At 66.5% G+C, this 14,727-nt stretch carries 15 protein-coding genes; 7 read left to right on the forward strand and 8 right to left on the reverse strand.

The window, feature by feature from the left end; genetic code table 11:
- Positions 1–28: 28 nt before the first annotated feature.
- From R5O87_RS11455 to R5O87_RS11475, 5 genes are all read right to left on the reverse strand, one after another.
- Positions 29–382: a GNAT family N-acetyltransferase gene (locus tag R5O87_RS11455; RefSeq protein ID WP_331569455.1), complete on the reverse strand. Its 354-nt coding sequence runs from the start codon at positions 380–382 to the stop codon at positions 29–31.
- A complete protein-coding gene (locus R5O87_RS11460) occupies positions 379–1,692 on the reverse strand; it encodes an acyltransferase family protein (protein ID WP_410556323.1) in 1,314 nt (437 codons plus the stop codon). Before R5O87_RS11460 ends, R5O87_RS11455 begins: the two co-directional genes overlap by 4 nt.
- A gap of 172 nt (positions 1,693–1,864) precedes the next feature.
- Complete coding sequence (locus R5O87_RS11465; RefSeq protein ID WP_410556322.1) at positions 1,865–2,734, reverse strand: class II fructose-bisphosphate aldolase; 870 nt, start codon at positions 2,732–2,734, stop codon at positions 1,865–1,867.
- The gene (locus tag R5O87_RS11470; RefSeq protein WP_410556320.1) at positions 2,734–3,642 is read right to left on the reverse strand and encodes an NAD(P)-dependent oxidoreductase; all 909 of its coding nucleotides are present in this window, start codon (positions 3,640–3,642) and stop codon (positions 2,734–2,736) included. The genes R5O87_RS11465 and R5O87_RS11470 overlap by 1 nt, the downstream gene beginning before the upstream one ends.
- Positions 3,643–3,652: 10 nt before the next feature.
- Complete coding sequence (locus tag R5O87_RS11475; RefSeq protein ID WP_410556319.1) at positions 3,653–5,128, reverse strand: four-carbon acid sugar kinase family protein; 1,476 nt, start codon at positions 5,126–5,128, stop codon at positions 3,653–3,655.
- Positions 5,129–5,285: 157 nt separating this feature from the next.
- Between R5O87_RS11475 and R5O87_RS11480 the strand changes: the two genes are divergently transcribed.
- Both R5O87_RS11480 and R5O87_RS11485 read left to right on the forward strand, forming a co-directional pair.
- The gene (locus R5O87_RS11480) at positions 5,286–5,987 is read left to right on the forward strand and encodes a FadR/GntR family transcriptional regulator (RefSeq protein WP_410556317.1); all 702 of its coding nucleotides are present in this window, start codon (positions 5,286–5,288) and stop codon (positions 5,985–5,987) included.
- Positions 5,988–6,062: 75 nt separating this feature from the next.
- Positions 6,063–6,275 (forward strand): dodecin, encoded by a 213-nt coding sequence (locus R5O87_RS11485; RefSeq protein WP_387096006.1) that lies wholly within the window; start codon positions 6,063–6,065, stop codon positions 6,273–6,275.
- Positions 6,276–6,718: 443 nt separating this feature from the next.
- Here the strand turns inward: R5O87_RS11485 and R5O87_RS11490 are convergent, their stop codons facing one another.
- Both R5O87_RS11490 and R5O87_RS11495 read right to left on the reverse strand, forming a co-directional pair.
- The gene (locus R5O87_RS11490; protein WP_410556316.1) at positions 6,719–6,943 is read right to left on the reverse strand and encodes a hypothetical protein; all 225 of its coding nucleotides are present in this window, start codon (positions 6,941–6,943) and stop codon (positions 6,719–6,721) included.
- Between the two features lie 120 nt (positions 6,944–7,063).
- Entirely contained in the window at positions 7,064–7,810 is a 747-nt protein-coding gene (locus tag R5O87_RS11495) for a CDP-alcohol phosphatidyltransferase family protein (RefSeq protein ID WP_410556315.1), read from the reverse strand.
- Positions 7,811–7,947: 137 nt separating this feature from the next.
- Between R5O87_RS11495 and R5O87_RS11500 the strand changes: the two genes are divergently transcribed.
- From R5O87_RS11500 to R5O87_RS11515, 4 genes are all read left to right on the forward strand, one after another.
- Positions 7,948–8,778 (forward strand): aldo/keto reductase, encoded by an 831-nt coding sequence (locus R5O87_RS11500; RefSeq protein ID WP_410556314.1) that lies wholly within the window; start codon positions 7,948–7,950, stop codon positions 8,776–8,778.
- 147 nt (positions 8,779–8,925) lie between these two features.
- Positions 8,926–9,189 carry a GlsB/YeaQ/YmgE family stress response membrane protein gene (locus tag R5O87_RS11505; protein WP_410556313.1) on the forward strand — a complete coding sequence of 88 codons (264 nt, stop codon included), beginning with the start codon at positions 8,926–8,928 and terminating at the stop codon, positions 9,187–9,189.
- Positions 9,190–9,314: 125 nt separating this feature from the next.
- Complete coding sequence (locus R5O87_RS11510; protein ID WP_410556312.1) at positions 9,315–9,794, forward strand: hypothetical protein; 480 nt, start codon at positions 9,315–9,317, stop codon at positions 9,792–9,794.
- Between the two features lie 332 nt (positions 9,795–10,126).
- Complete coding sequence (locus R5O87_RS11515) at positions 10,127–12,430, forward strand: HNH endonuclease signature motif containing protein (protein ID WP_462836297.1); 2,304 nt, start codon at positions 10,127–10,129, stop codon at positions 12,428–12,430.
- 109 nt (positions 12,431–12,539) lie between these two features.
- Here R5O87_RS11515 and R5O87_RS11520 read toward each other — a convergent pair whose 3' ends face one another.
- Positions 12,540–13,391, reverse strand: coding sequence for a HemK family protein methyltransferase (locus R5O87_RS11520; protein ID WP_410557833.1), 852 nt, complete (start codon positions 13,389–13,391; stop codon positions 12,540–12,542).
- Positions 13,392–13,617: 226 nt separating this feature from the next.
- Between R5O87_RS11520 and R5O87_RS11525 the strand changes: the two genes are divergently transcribed.
- A complete protein-coding gene (locus tag R5O87_RS11525) occupies positions 13,618–14,661 on the forward strand; it encodes a lactonase family protein (protein WP_410557832.1) in 1,044 nt (347 codons plus the stop codon).
- Positions 14,662–14,727 lie beyond the last annotated feature (66 nt).

Here is a 14,727-nt window from a genome sequence, read left to right on the forward strand (position 1 = left end):
CGGGGTTACGAACCCCGCGCGGGACGCGTCAGGTGCCCAGAAGCTTGGGCGCGGCCGCCTCAGGCCAGTCGATGCACTGCGTGTACACCTCGTGCTTGCGCAGGTAGCGGGCGGTAAACGGGCAATGCGGAATGATCCGTTTGCCCGACGCCACCACATCGTCGAGGGCGAAGTGGATAAGAACCTTGGCCAGTCCGTGTCCTTGGAACTGCTCGGCCGTCTCCGTGTGGATGAAATCCACGTGCCCTGGCTTGTCTTCGAACCTGACTTCCACCGCCAGCTTCCCGCCGACGTGCAATTCGTAGCGGTGGAGCGCATCGTTCCGGAAGGTGGTGACGTCCGGGGTGAAATGGTCCTCGGTGGCTGCCGTGTTCTCCGTCATGGTTCGACATTGGCACTTAAAGGCTGTGCTGGCAATGGTCGGGTGCCGCGGGCGGGAACGCGCCCCAGCAGCAGCACCGCCATCGCAAAGCAGGCGGCACCGCCGCCCAGCAGTCCCAGCGTCAGGCCGTTGACGGCGGCGTCCGCCACCGGCACAAAAACGACGACGACGGCGGTCACCACGGCGGCCGGTGCCCGGCCTCGTGAGTGCATGGCCGGCGTCGGCCGTTCCTCAAGCCGCCCGAACAGAAGAACGGCAGGGAGCAGGAGAAGGACCACACCGAGGAAGACGAGCGGACGCGACCACCACCATTCGGCGGTGCCCGAGGCCGGCTTGGGAAAGTCCGTCAGCAAGAGCAGCCCGGTCATGGCCGCCAGCAGCGGCAGGTGCCAGAGGTAGACGGTCATGGCGTGGCGCCCGGCAACGGCCACCACCGCACTGATCCAGCGCACGGCGGCCACCGCGTTCAGCAGCGGCCGGGCGAGCTGCAGTACCGCCGCCTGCGAGACGCCCAGCAGGACCAGGCTCAGGTTCGGCGGATTCAGGTTCACCAGCATGTTGTCCCGGTACAGGCCCAGCATCACGAGGACAAGCATCAGCAGATTGCTGGCGGCGACCAGCCCCACCAGCTGCGACCTGCTCCACCGGTCCAGCCAGCCGTCCGCCAGAAAAAACCCGAGCTGCTGCACTGCGCACCAGACGAACACCATGTTGATGTAAGCGAGCGTCGGGAAAGCACCGCGGAAGCAGTCCACCGTCACCACGAGCGCCACCAGCCCCAGGAGCGTCAGCCATGGAGCACGCCGGTGCAGCCCCACCAGGAGCGGAATATTCAGCTGGGCCGCCAGATAGGCAGCCAGGAACCACAGCGGCATCCCGGCCCCGCTGGCCAGCAGCTGCACCACCTGCGGATCCACACCGGCCAGCAGCGCGCCCCACAGGCCGACGAACATTACCGCCAGCAGGGCCGCCGCAGGGCGGACCAGGCGCAGCAGCCGGGACTGGACGAACTCGAAGCCGCTGCCGCCGCGGGCGTGCATGCGCCGCCAGGACTGCGCCCCGGTGATGCCTCCGGCCACGAAGAACAGCGGCATCACCATGAAGACCCAGATGACCGGTTCGAACCAATCCTGCTCGGCCAGCGTGTTTTCGGTGGTTACGGTGCCGTCGGGATGCAGGACCGGGCTGGTCATCATGCAGTGACCCACCACCACCAGGGCGAGGCACACGAAGCGCGCGAGATCGATGGCCAGGTCCCGGGCGGGCTCGGCAATGTCCGTCCCCGCCGCCGGCTCCGTGGAATTCTTCATGGCGCCCCCACCACTGGAACTCGCTTACGTCGTTGTGCTTTCCATTGTGCGCCAACTTGCCCCGCATGAAGCGCCCAACCATCTGGAACGGACTGGATTTTTTGTCCACATATTGGCCGCTAAAGGCCCCCGAAGTCGCGATACGTGGACAAAAACTCCCTCGAGAGCGGGATCAGCGGCTGAGGATCGCCAACGTGCTCGTGCCGAAGTCCTTCGCGGCTGCGTTCCAATTGGCCAGGAGCCCCTGCAGGTTCTCGCCGTCGGCCCGGTGCGCGGGAAGCTGATCCTCGAGCGTGGCCAGGACGCCGGTGCGGAGCTCGGTGTTGAAGTTGACCTTGCCCACGTTCATGGCGGGCGCCTTGGCCAGTTCGTCCGCCGGAATGCCGGACGCGCCGTGGAGCACCAGCGGAATGTGGGTCCGTACAGCGATGTCCTGCAGGACATCCCAGCGCAGCCGTGGCTCGCCCTTGTACTTGCCGTGGACGTTGCCCACGGCCACCGCAAGCAGCTGCGCGCCCGTCCGGGCCACAAAGTCCTCCACCTGGGCGGAATCGGTGAGGCCGGCAACCTCATTGCCGGCGCCGTCCCCTTCGTTGCCGAAGGCCTTGTCCTCGTCGCCGGCCAGGCCGCCGAGTTCGGCCTCCAGGACCACGCCGGAGTGCCCTTGGGCCTCCAGGGCGGAACGCACTGCACACACCAGGGCGATGTTCTCTTCGTAGGGCAGCGCCGACCCGTCTGCCAGGACGGAGTCCGCACCGGCAGCGGCGGCGGCGGTGATGACCTCAAGATCGGAGGCGTGGTCCAGCTGGACGGCAACCGGCACGGATGCGGCGTCGGCCAGGCCCCGGAGCGCGGAGATGAGCCGCAGCCCGTTGGCCGTGGCGGCGGTCTTGGGCGCCACCAGCAGGATCACTCCGCGCTTGGCTTCCTCCGCGGCGCTCACCACCGCCAGTGCAGTGGTGAAGTCATAGCAGGTGAACGCCGGCACGGCCGACCCCCGTTTGAGGGCGGTCACCACCAGCTCATCGAGTCGTGCCCGCATCAGCCTTCCCCGGCGGTGCGCTTGGTGGGGGCAACCACCTTGATGACGGCGGAGTCGTCGGCGGCGGCCAGCCCGTGGGCCTGGCCCAGCAGGTACAGCTGCTCGGCGGCGGCGGCAACAGGGGTCGCCAGGCCGGCACTGCGCGTGGCCTTGCCCACGATGCCCATGTCCTTGACGAAGATGTCGAGGCGGCTGAGCACCTCGGCGCCGTCCTCGGTGTACGCCTCAAGGATCCGCGGTCCGCGGTTGGACAGCATGAAGGAGCCCGCGGCGCCGGCCTCGAGGGCGGCCAGGGTCTTCGCCTGGTCCAGGCCCAGGGCGTCGGCCAGTGCCATGGCCTCGGCCGCCGCCGCGATATGAATGCCGCACAGCAGCTGGTTGACGGTCTTCAGCGCCTGCCCGTCACCGGGCTTGTCGCCGACAACCGTCAGCGTGGAGGCGAGCAGTTCCAGGACCGGGCGCGCGGATTCCAGAGCCTTGGGTTCGGCTCCGACGACGATCAGCAGGTCGCCCTCGCCGGCACGCTTCGGCCCGCCGGACAGCGGGGCGTCCACGAGTCCGACGCCAAACTCGGCCAGGCGGGCGACGGTGGACGGAATGGCTTCGGTGCCAACGGTGCTGGTCAGGATGACGACGGCGCCCGGCTTCAGCACCGAGGCCACGCCGTTCCCGCCGAACAGGACGTCGTCGAGCTGTTCGCTGTTGCGCACGGCCAGCAGCAGGGCGTCAGTGTCCTGGGCGGCGTCCCGCGCGAACGCGAAGGTCTCTACGCCGGCTTCTTCGGCCAGGCGCAGGCGCGGTTCGGCGATGTCGAACCCGTGGACGGTCAGCTGGCTGGCGAGGCGGGTGGCCATGGGCAGCCCCATGGCACCCAGGCCGAGGACGGTGACTGTGTAATTCGAGGTCATTTTCTTCTTCCTAGAATGTGTTGCTGAGCTTGCTGGTGACCTGGGCGAGCGACTCGTCGTCACCCACGTTGCCGGCAAAGACGATGTACGGGATCCCCTTGGCAGGACCGTCAACCGGCTCCCACAGGCTCACGATGCCGGGCAGCATGGGCCCGCGGACAATCGCGTGCCGGATCTCCAGCCCGTGCGCAGCAACGTCCGAGGACGTGATGCCCCCCTTGGCAATGACAAAGCGGGGCGGGAAGGTCTTCAGTGTCCGGTTCACGACGGCGACGACGGCGGCTGACACCGTGCGTGCGATCCGCAGGCTTTCGGCCGGGTCATCGGTTTTGATGAGCAGGCGGCTCGTGTGGACAATAACGTCGCCGCTGCGCAGCGCCGCCACGACGGCGTCGACGGTCTGGTCGAGGTAGGCGGATGCCTCCTCGCCCAGGAGCTTTTCGACGTCGATCTCCACAATGCGCGCGCTGCTGTGCCGGTCGGTGAGCACCTTGAGCTGCCGGGTGGTCACGCCCACGTGGGAGCCGACGACGATCAGGCCGCCGGCTTCGGACGGGGTGTTGCCCGCGTAGGCTTCCTCGCCGCTGAGTTCGGGGCGGATGTCCTGGCCGATCCGGGCGCGCATGAACGGCGGGCCAACCCGGTAGAGCAGTTTCTTGCCGCGGCGTTCGGCTTCCTCCAGGCCCAGGGCCAGTGCGCGCATGTCGTTTTCGGTGACGATGTCCACCACGATGGGCGTGGACTGCGTGGCCGGCTCGATGGCGTCGGCGATGGCCTTGGCCGATACCTCGGCCTCCCCGGTGGCGGAGCCGGCGCGAATGATGTTCAGGTCCAGCACGATCACGGAGTCCGCGGCGAACCGGCCCTGGGACTTCTCTTCCACGTACTTGGCCATCTCGGAATTGGCGAAGCCGAAGGTGGCGTCCTTGGCGAACTCCGTCTCGGCAACGGGGGTCAGCTGCCCCGTCCCCGGTCCGCGCGTGTAGTGGATACCGCCAATGGTGATGCGGCCGGCGTCGGGAAATGCGGGAACCATCACGACGCCGTCCGTGGCCTCTCCGCTTTCGGCTGCCACCGTGGCAGCAATGACGTCCGGCTCCAGCGGGAAGTGTCCGCGGAGGGTCGAGTCGCTGCGGCTCACGAAGCCAAGCCGGACCTCGCCCTCGCCGTCGCGGGCAGCAGCCAGGGCGTTGCGAACCACCTCTTCGTTGCGGGCGGCCGCTTCTTCGGGATCAAGGCTGCGGGTGTTCGTCAGCACGTAGACGGCGGGCTTACCCTGATGAAGAGCCCACTGGAAGTCCTCGACTTCCCAGCGGGTGAGCACAGGGAGATCCGCAACCGACTGCGTGCCGGTGGGGTCGTCGTCGAGCACCACCAGAACGCGCGGGGACGTGGCGGCCGTGGCGGCAACGGCGTCTGCGACCTGCCGGGCAGGGATCTGGAGCTCGGCGGGAAAGGCGGCCAGGACGTCGGATTCGAGGGGCACTGTGCACTCCGTTGTGTCGAAACTGTCTTGCGGATATTTGTCAGATGTCAGACATCTGTTCTTTGGTGCTAGTGTGGCATAACGCACAGCACGTGCGCAAGTACACTTTTGGCAGACATCCCCGGCTGTAGCAGGCCGCACACGCTGAACGGAAGAAATGGCACGCAAATCACTGGTGGGCGTCGTCGCCGACGAACTCCTTGACCGCATTATCGCCGGCGAGTTTCCACCGGGCAGCAGCGTGCCGGGAGAACTGGAACTCAGCGCACGGCACGACGTCAGCCGCATGACGGTCCGGGAGGCGATGAAGACCCTCGAGGCGCAGCGCATCCTCAGCGTGGAACGCGGCCGCGGCACGTTCGTGAACCCGCTGAATCGGTGGTCGTCGCTTGAGGCAGTGCTGCGGGCCGCATCCGAGGGGCAGAACGGCCCGGCCGCCGCGGTCCAGCTGATTGAGCTGCGCCGGATGCTGGAAACAGGTGCCTGCGAACTGGCGGCCCAGCGGATCACCGATGCCGAGCTCGAGGGCCTTCGGGACTGCGTGGCGGACATGCGGAAGGCGCACCAGGGCAACGATGTGGCGAGCTTTGTTGCCGCCGACCTGGCTTTCCACGACCAGATTCTGCAGGCGTCCGAGAACGTGTTCGTGGCCGTCCTCTTCGAACCGCTGCACCGCGTCCTCGAGAAGGGCCGGACCGAAACCTCGAAGGTGCCTGATATCCAGGAACATGCAATCGGGCACCACCAGAACATTTACGACGCCCTGGCCGCCCGCGATCCGCAGCAGGCACGCAATGCGATGGATGCCCACATGCAGCAGACCCTGGACGACCTCAGAAGCTACGTGCTGGAAGCCTAGTTCCCGGGCGCCCCGTCCGATACTCTGCAGGAACGGCCCGCAGCCGGGTATCGATGGCGATCATGAGGAGCGAAGATGTCTAATAACACCTACAGCATTTCTGAAATTGTCGGAACCTCGACCGAAGGCGTCGACGCGGCCGTCCGCAATGGAATTTCCGACGCCGCAAAAACCCTGCGCAATCTGGACTGGTTCGAAGTCAAGGAGATCCGCGGCCACCTCGAGGACGGCAAGGTTGCGGACTGGCAGGTCACCCTCAAGCTCGGGTTCCGCCTGGAGCGGGACTAGATTTCACGGCACGGCATTTATCATTGCGGCGGCGGGACTGACCCCGCGGCAGCGGAATTAAGTAAGGCGGCGCCGGCTGTCATTCAGCCGGCGCCGCCTTGCGTGTTCCTAATCCTGGCCGGTAGCACTCCGGCGCCACACGGTGGGGGTCCCGCGGAATGCGGGAAACACCTGTCCTTCAAAAAAGGCGTGCGCCTCGTCCGGCGAGTCTGCCGGGGCCCACATTCCCGACGCCGGGCAATGGGTTCCGGTCGGAGCGGAGGGTGTGTGGCGTTCCCGAAGCAGTGCGATGCGTTTCATCGTTGAAGGTCATCCTTGGGTCGGAGGGCTGGGAGAAGTTCTCCTCCAAGGCTAGGAAACGCGCCACAACGGCCCAATGGACGAATGGATAGAATCCTGCCCTCCGGCTGGGCATCAGCACAGCCTCGCCGGTGCAGATACTTCTACCGGGCGGGCGGCCGCTGCGGATCCTCGAGCGCCGGCTCGTCAGGCTCGCCGTCCGGACCCGTGGGTGGTCCCGGGTTGTCCTGATGGGGAACTGCGGGCTCCTCCTGGGGCGGGTCCTGGTTGGGGTCAAAGGGGAATCCCTCGGGCGTACCGTTCCTGGGCTGGTCCGCGGGGTTCTGCTCCGACGGGTTCTGCTCCGGATCGGCGGGCGTCTCGCTCATGGTCTGGATCCTTAGCTGTTGGAGGGGCAAGGATTTTCTCCTGCCGGGCCTCTCCAAGGACTACCAGCGCAGCCACGGTTAGTCCAGAGCACGGCTAGTCCAGAGCGCCAGGCCCCGCCGTTAGTTCACCAGTTCGGTGCTGGAGTGCCGGCCGGTCCACTTGCGGTGGCTTTGCTCCAGTTCGACGACGTCCCGGCCAAAGGAGGCCACCAAGGCCACAAGCGCCAGGACAACGGCGCTCATGCCGACTCCGACGGGTACCCCAGGCGTCACCGCCAGCAGCAAGGCGGCAGGCTGGAAGGCACCGATAACCTTTCGCAGCCTCTTAACAGGCAGCGTTCGTTTCAGCTCAGGCCGGAACCATCCGGCGGCGACGAACGCGTACCACATGAGCCCGATGGCCAGCACCCAGGGACCGACTATGGGCACCGCCGCACACGACAGGACGAGCACCAGCGCTGCGTCGGTCTGGACGTCCAGCCGGCCTCCGGCCGGGCTCACACAGGCAAGTCGCCGCGCAACGGCGCCGTCCACCGCGTCAAGGAGAAAGGCCGCCGCACCCAGCACAACTACCGGCGTGCCGGGCCCAACCCCGCCGAACAGCGCCGGGACCGTCGCCGCCGCGCAACATGCCACCAAAACAGCGCGAAGCAGCGTAACGCGGTCCGCAGCCGTTGTCAGCCTGGGCCTGCGGTTGAGGACCGAAGCCGCGGCATTTCCCACCACCGCAAGGCCGGCAGCCATGGCGGCAACGAAGTAGGACACTCCAGCACCTGCAGAGGTCAGGATCCAGCCTCCGGACACAAGGAAACCAGCTGTGGCAACGGCTACGTCCACCACAGCGCGCCTACCGAGCAAGAGCTGCATGTGCCTCCTTGCGCTCATCGTAACAACAGGCGGCCCATAAACATCCCCGGCCTGACCTCGGAAGATAGCAAAAGGAGCGGCCGAGGCAGCCAGGAAGGGGCTGGGCAAACTGGCCGCGATAGGAAAGACTCATCCGCATGGCACTCGCACCAGTCATCGAGCTGAACGACGGCAACCGGATACCTCAGATCGGCCTTGGCACCTGGCCGCTGAACGACCGGGAGGTGAGCGACGCCGTCGTACGCGCTGCGGAAGCCGGGTACCGGCATATCGATACGGCCGTGCGCTACGGGAACGAGGCCGGCGTCGGATCCGGAATCCGCGCCAGCGGACTGGACCGGACGGAATTCTTCGTCACCACCAAGCTGGACGGGGAATTCCAGGGCGGGGACCTGGCCGCGGCCGGACTCGAGGGGTCGCTGAACCGCATGAACCTGGACTACGTGGACCTGCTGCTGATCCATTGGCCGCTCCCCCGCCGCGGAGAATTCATTTCCACGTGGAAGACTTTTGAGCGGCTGCAGGGCGAAGGGAAAGCCCGGTCGATCGGGGTCTCGAACTTCAAGCCCTCCCATCTGGAAAAGCTCATGTGGGAGACCGATGTTGTCCCGGCCGTGAACCAGATCCAGCTCAACCCGTCGGTGACCCGTTCGGCGGACCGCGCCTACAACGACGGGCACCGGATCGTCACGGAGTCTTACAGCCCGCTGGGCGCGGGGTCGGGACTGCTGTCCGCGCCCGTCCTGAACCGAATCGCCGGCAAGCACGGCCGGACTGTAAGCCAGGTGGTGCTGCGCTGGCACGTCCAGCAGGGGCTCGTGGCCATCCCCAAGTCCGCTGACCCACAGCGGATGAAAGAGAACATCGACGTCTTCGATTTCGCCCTGGATGAGGAAGATCTGACCGCCATCAGCACCCTCGATGAAGGCCCCGAGGCAGGCGTAAACTCCGACGTCCAAGGCCACTAACGCCCGGCCCCGGGCGCATACTGCCATCCGCTCCTCACGGGAAGGCGACTGGCAAAAAAATAGTAAGCATGATTAGTATTGAGCAGAAGGACGAAGCGTACCCGGCAATCCGGGTAACTCCTCTAGATGAAGAAGGAACGATAAAAGATGGGTTTTTTCGCATTTCTGATTCTTGGCCTTATCGCCGGAGCCATTGCTAAGGCCATCCTCCCCGGCCGGCAGGGCGGCGGCATTTTTATCACGCTTCTGCTCGGCGTGGTTGGCGCAATTCTCGGCGGCTTTATCGGCAGCGCGCTCTTTGGAGTGGGTATCAACGAGTTCTTCTCGCTGTCCACCTGGCTGCTCGCGATCGGCGGCGCACTGATTGTCCTGCTGGTCTACGGCATGATTACCAGGCGCACAGCCCGCTAAACAGAGTCGCTGGATAAAGCAGCGCCGGAACCGGCTCCGGGGAACGCCCGGGGCCGGTTTCCTACCCCAGGCCCTACCGGGCCGAACCAAATCGTACAGATCCCCCTCAAGAGTAGGAGATCATCATGAAATCCAAACTTCTCTTCGGCGCCGGAATCGCTGCAGGCTACGTGCTCGGATCCAGGTCCGGCCGGGCAGCGTACGACAAGCTCAAAGCACGGGCCGCCGGCATCTGGGACAGCAAGCCCGTCCAGGACAAGGTCACGGCAGCAACTGAAGCCGTCAAGGAAAAGGCCCCTGAGGTCGGGGACCAACTGGCCGAGGCCGCGCGCCGGGCGGGAACCGTACTCGGCTCGGCCATGCATCGCGACACGCACGCGGATGCCGCTGGTACTTCCACCGCTGGCACTGCGTCTGCTGCCGGTACTTCCGCAGACAGCGGGCACGTCCCCGCCCACAGCACGCATCCGGAAACGGTCAATCTCGGCACCTCCGATGTGGAGTCCGATCCGGCGCTCAACGCCAGCACGGGCCAGGACTGGACGGACGAGGGCGGTGCAACGCCCGCCGGAGCCGCCACGAACGTGAATCCGGAGAAGCAGTAGCTCCGAGGTTGGCTCCTTGAGCCCGCATCCCTGGCGGTGCGGCACGAAACTAAAATGTCAGACCCCTCTGACAATGTTTTCCTATGGAAGCTATCGGGGGAAATGCAGACGGCATGCCAGGCCGGGCAGCAGTGCCCGGCCTGAGTGCTGCCCAGCTGTATAGAGTCCCCGCTTTCGGGCGTCCGGCTTCTGCCGGATCCGGCACCGCCGTTGCGGACACATCTTCGTCCGACGGCGGTGCTGCCGCCGGCTTTGCGCCTGGCCGTGCTTCGCGGCGGGCAGTGCTTCCGGTCCCACCCAAAAATGTCAGACCCCGTTGAGATAGTTTTCCTATGGAAGCCTTTGGGGAGGATCGAGCGGACAGCGCAGCCGGGACTGACGTCCCGGGCCCGAGCGCTGCCGCCCTGCCGCTTGGCCGCCGGCTACGCAGCGTACCCTCCGAATCGCCCGCCGCCGGTTCCCGCTCTGACTCACCTGTAAAGGCCGCGTCAATAGAGACCGATTCCGAGGACGGTGCTGCCGCCGGCTTCCGTTCGGATGCCCGGGCTTCCGAGGGCGGTGTTGCCGCGGCCATTGCGGTGGGCTCTGGCCCTGCAACTCAGCGTCCGGAAACGGACGGCCCGGCGTCGGTTGCCGAGACAACTACTGGGCTGGCGTCCCCGGCGCTGGCAACGCCTGACCTGAAGGCGGCGCTGGTCCTGCTGGACGCGGCAACCGCTGCAGCGCCGGAGGAACTGGCCGCGGCCAACTTCCTTGAGGCGGCCGATTTCGCGGAACTGACCGAGAAACTCTCCCGCCGCGTCGAACACCTCCAGGTCCGCGCCGCCGGCACGGTCGACCGGACCCGGACCGAGGCGATCAACGCCGCCCAAACCACCAGCAAAGCGCCCGCATGGACCACCGGCTGGAGAACCGAACCCGAACCCGCTCCAGCCCCGGCAGCGTCAGCGTCTGCCTCTGCGGTGGGCTGGTCCCCGTCCGATGACGGAGCCCACAACACCGCCGAGTTCCTCCGCACCCGGCTCCGGATCAGCACCCCCGAAGCCCGCCGCCGACTCGCCCTCGCCAACGCTACCCTCCCCCGCACCGGACTCGCCGGCCGGCCCATGCCACCCGAACGCGCAGAAACCGCCTCCGCCCTCACCGCCGGCATCATCTCCTCCCGCGCCGGAACCACCATCACCACCGCCCTGGACAAAGTCCGCCACATCCCCAACCCCGCCCTGATCGCCGAAATGGAACACAACCTCACCCAAACCGCGATCGAAAACGACCACGACTTCCTCACCCGCATCGCCCACCGCTGGATCGACGCCCTCGACCAGGACGGCACCGAACCCTCCGAAGAAAACCTCCGCCACCGCCAAGGCGTCTTCCTCCACCACAAACGCGGCGGCCTCCACCACCTCGAAATCCGCGCCACCACCGACCAATACGAAGTCCTCACCACCGTCATGAACACCGCCACCAACCCCCGCACCACCACACCCAACACCACCACCTGCGGAACCGACAGCAACGGCAATGGCAACGGCAACGGCAGCGGCAGCGGCGACAGCCGCAGCACCAACGGCGACAGTGCCGCTGTCGACCCCGACGCGGCCTTCAACGCCCCCACCCCGGAACCCGACCTGGACCGACGCACCCCCGCCCAGCAACGCCTCGACGGACTCGTCGGCGCGTCCAAGGCAGCCCTCGCCGCCGGCACCCTGCCCGCCACCGGCGGACTCCGCCCCCAAGTCATGGTCACCGTCGGCTACCGCGACCTCCTCAACAGCATCCAAACCACCGCCACCCGCGGCCCCCGCTACAACAGAAACCGACCCGATGCCCGGCCCACAGACAGCCCCCGGCCAACACCCGCCCCCTGGCAAGCCACCACCCACCCGCCAACCGGCCCAGGCATCTGGCAAACCAACGACACCGAACCAGCGGCCCCCAACAACACCAAACCTACGGCCGGCACCAGCACAGACACCTGGCAGCCCAGCGGCCCCACCCTCCTGCCAGGCACCTGGCAGCCCACCGAGCCCTGGCCCGAACCTGACACCAGCCCAGACACCCCGCCGACAATCGAACCCGACGCCCCGACAGACAACCGCCCCAGCACCAACCCCGCGAGCACCGACCCGGCCGGCATCAACCGGGCAGGCACCGACCTCTTCGCCACACCACTCCCCGGCAAGCCCACCGACGAGCCCGCCAGCGCGGCCACCGGCAGCGGAACCTTCACCTACACCGGCCCCGTCACCGCCTCCACCATCCGCAAAATCGCCTGCGACGCCGACATCATCCCCGTCCTCCTCGGCAGCCACGGACGCATCCTCGACATCGGCCGCACCACCAGAATCTTCCCGCCCCACATCCGCAAAGCCCTCAACGCCCGCGACCAAGGCTGCGCCTTCCCCAACTGCACCATCCCGGCCCCCTGGTGCGAAGCCCACCACATCACCTACTGGTCACGCGGCGGACCCACCAGCACCGACAACGGCGTCCTCCTCTGCACCCACCACCACCATCTGATCCACCAGGAACAGTGGAAAATCCACGTCAAAAACGGCGTCCCCTGGTTCATACCCCCACCCCACATCGACCCCCGCCAACAACCCCGACAAAACCACCACCACAAAACATGAACCCGCCCGCCAGACAGACCGGGCCGGCGGAACACCCGAGGAACGCCAGCGTCGACGGGAAGAGCGTGACTTCGCAGCAAATGTGGAAGGCACTGCGTCCCCAAGGGGGTTACAGCAGCTGCCCGATCACCACTGTCGCGTCCAATTCAGCCGACGTGGCTATCCGCGGACTTAGGCCCCCATGAACCATGGCCGCTGCAGTATGAGGAGCCTGCAGCCGGCTCGTTTCGATGAGCAGGTGCCCGCCTGCCCTGAGCCAGGCCGAGGCATCCGCGATCACCCGGCGCTGGATGTCTAGGCCGTCCGGCCCTCCGTCGAGCGACACCCGCGGTTCGTGAACGCGGGCCTCGTGCGGCATGCTGCTGATGGAAGCTGTCGGCACGTAAGGCGCATTGACCGCGAGGATATCGACGGTGCCCCGAAGGCGAACAGGCAGCGCCGAGTAAAGGTCGCCCTCATGGACTGCACCGCCCGCCGGCACAATGTTGAGGCGGGCACAGCGCACCGCCGCGGGGTCAACGTCGGAAGCGTGCACCTCCACGTCGGGCACCCGTACCTTCAGCGCCGTACCCACGGCGCCGGAGCCGCAGCATAGATCAACAACAACCGGACGCATCGATGGCAATACGGGCGGGACGATGCCATCAGGTTCGGCCGACTCAGCCGGCCCTGGCCCCGCGGCCCCCAGGAGCCTGGCAGCCTCCCGAACCAGCAGTTCCGTCCGTCGGCGCGGCACAAAGACCCCGGGCTCGACCCGGATCCGCAAGTCGCAAAACTCGGCCCAGCCCAGAATGTGCTCAAGCGGAAACCCGTCGACCCGCCGCTGCACAGCGTGCATTAGTTCATCGGGGGCAAGGCCTGCGGAAAAAAGGAGGTCGGCTTCGTCCTCGGCAAAGACACAGCCGGCTGAGCGCAGCCTGCTGATGACGGTGGTGCGTAAAAGCGGTGATTGAACAGGCATGGAGGCGTCCTTCGGCTGAATGATGGGCGCTCCGTGCATACGTCCTTCTAACCTTGGCGGTCCGTAAGGCGGCGGGCAGGGAGAACCCAAGCTGGCATTGCGTGAATTGTTCTCACCTCCCGGGTAGTACTAAACCGGCGCATCTAAGCGTGCCCGGCACTCAATCGGCTCTGCAAAACCCATGTTATCCGACGCCGAATCCGGCAATTATTGGCAGGATGGAACGATGACCCACAGCGAAAACCACACGCTCATCTGGACCGGCTCGTACACCGCGGACAGCGGCGGCCACGGGGCCGGGATCGGTGCCGTATCGGCCAACGTTGATGGGACGCTCGTCTGGCGCGGGACAGCGGCAAAGGCGGACTCGCCGTCGTTCGTTGCGGTACACCTGCAGCTGCCGATGGTTTACGCCGTCGGTGAGAACGCCAAAACCGTCCAGGCGTACCGGCGGCGTGGAGAATTCGGGCTCGAAGCCATCGGCGAGCCCTGGGCCGCCGGCGAAGCTGCGTGCCACGTCACCGTCGATCCGCAGGGCGAGTTCCTGGTCGTCGCCTGCTGGGGTGACGGCCAAGTGCTGCTCTACGAACTGACGGACGACGGCGGGATCGCCCGCCGTTTTCCGGCGGCACCTTCCAGCGACCCGCACCGGGACGACCGCCCCAGCCGTGCCCACGCCAGCCTGGTACTCGCCGATGGCCGCATCATGACCACCGACCTCGGCCACGATCTCCTCCGCGTCTGGAACCACGTTCCCAGGACTGGCCTGGTGCTGGATCATGAGGTGGTGCTGCCAAAGAACAGCGGCCCTCGCCATCTGGTGCAGCACTCCGATGGAACTGTGTTCGTCGTATCCGAGTATTCGATCGAGGTCTTCGCTGCCCGGGCAGCCTCGGCATCGGGCAAGTTCGAGGTTATCGGGCAGGGATCAGCGACGTTCGAGGGCGCCAACGACGGCGACTCGGCGGCCGAAATTGCCTTGTCGGCGGACGGGCGGTTCGCGTATGCAGGGGTGCGGGGCTCCAACCGCATCAGCGTGCTGGAGGTGGACTCATCAGCCGAGGGCAGCCTGCTTCGCCCGCTCGGCGACTTCGCCAGCGGCGGCGACTGGCCCCGTCACCACCTGGTCCGCAGCGGATGGCTTCACGTTGCCCATGAGCGCTCCCACGACATCACGACCTTCCTCCTGAACCACCAGACCGGCCTTCCGGAGGGCCCTGTTCAGCGTCTCGTCGCGGGTTCCCCCACGGCGCTGATTGTGGCAAGCTAAACCGCAATCGACAAAGCCAATACAGGATCAGTCATTCCCAATACGGCCCCGTCAAGGAGCTGCTGT

It is taken from the genome of Arthrobacter globiformis (assembly GCF_046536215.2).
GTDB classification, from domain to species: Bacteria; Actinomycetota; Actinomycetes; order Actinomycetales; family Micrococcaceae; genus Arthrobacter; species Arthrobacter globiformis_E.

Coding starts and splice junctions, on each gene's coding strand:
- R5O87_RS11455 (WP_331569455.1), bottom strand. CDS start 382: ATGACGGAGAACACGGCAGCCACCGAGGACCATTTCACCCCGGACGTC.
- R5O87_RS11460 (WP_410556323.1), bottom strand. CDS start 1,692: ATGAAGAATTCCACGGAGCCGGCGGCGGGGACGGACATTGCCGAGCCC.
- R5O87_RS11465 (WP_410556322.1), bottom strand. CDS start 2,734: ATGCGGGCACGACTCGATGAGCTGGTGGTGACCGCCCTCAAACGGGGG.
- R5O87_RS11470 (WP_410556320.1), bottom strand. CDS start 3,642: ATGACCTCGAATTACACAGTCACCGTCCTCGGCCTGGGTGCCATGGGG.
- R5O87_RS11480 (WP_410556317.1), top strand. CDS start 5,286: ATGGCACGCAAATCACTGGTGGGCGTCGTCGCCGACGAACTCCTTGAC.
- R5O87_RS11485 (WP_387096006.1), top strand. CDS start 6,063: ATGTCTAATAACACCTACAGCATTTCTGAAATTGTCGGAACCTCGACC.
- R5O87_RS11490 (WP_410556316.1), bottom strand. CDS start 6,943: ATGAGCGAGACGCCCGCCGATCCGGAGCAGAACCCGTCGGAGCAGAAC.
- R5O87_RS11495 (WP_410556315.1), bottom strand. CDS start 7,810: ATGCAGCTCTTGCTCGGTAGGCGCGCTGTGGTGGACGTAGCCGTTGCC.
- R5O87_RS11500 (WP_410556314.1), top strand. CDS start 7,948: ATGGCACTCGCACCAGTCATCGAGCTGAACGACGGCAACCGGATACCT.
- R5O87_RS11505 (WP_410556313.1), top strand. CDS start 8,926: ATGGGTTTTTTCGCATTTCTGATTCTTGGCCTTATCGCCGGAGCCATT.
- R5O87_RS11510 (WP_410556312.1), top strand. CDS start 9,315: ATGAAATCCAAACTTCTCTTCGGCGCCGGAATCGCTGCAGGCTACGTG.
- R5O87_RS11515 (WP_462836297.1), top strand. CDS start 10,127: ATGGAAGCCTTTGGGGAGGATCGAGCGGACAGCGCAGCCGGGACTGAC.
- R5O87_RS11520 (WP_410557833.1), bottom strand. CDS start 13,391: ATGCCTGTTCAATCACCGCTTTTACGCACCACCGTCATCAGCAGGCTG.
- R5O87_RS11525 (WP_410557832.1), top strand. CDS start 13,618: ATGACCCACAGCGAAAACCACACGCTCATCTGGACCGGCTCGTACACC.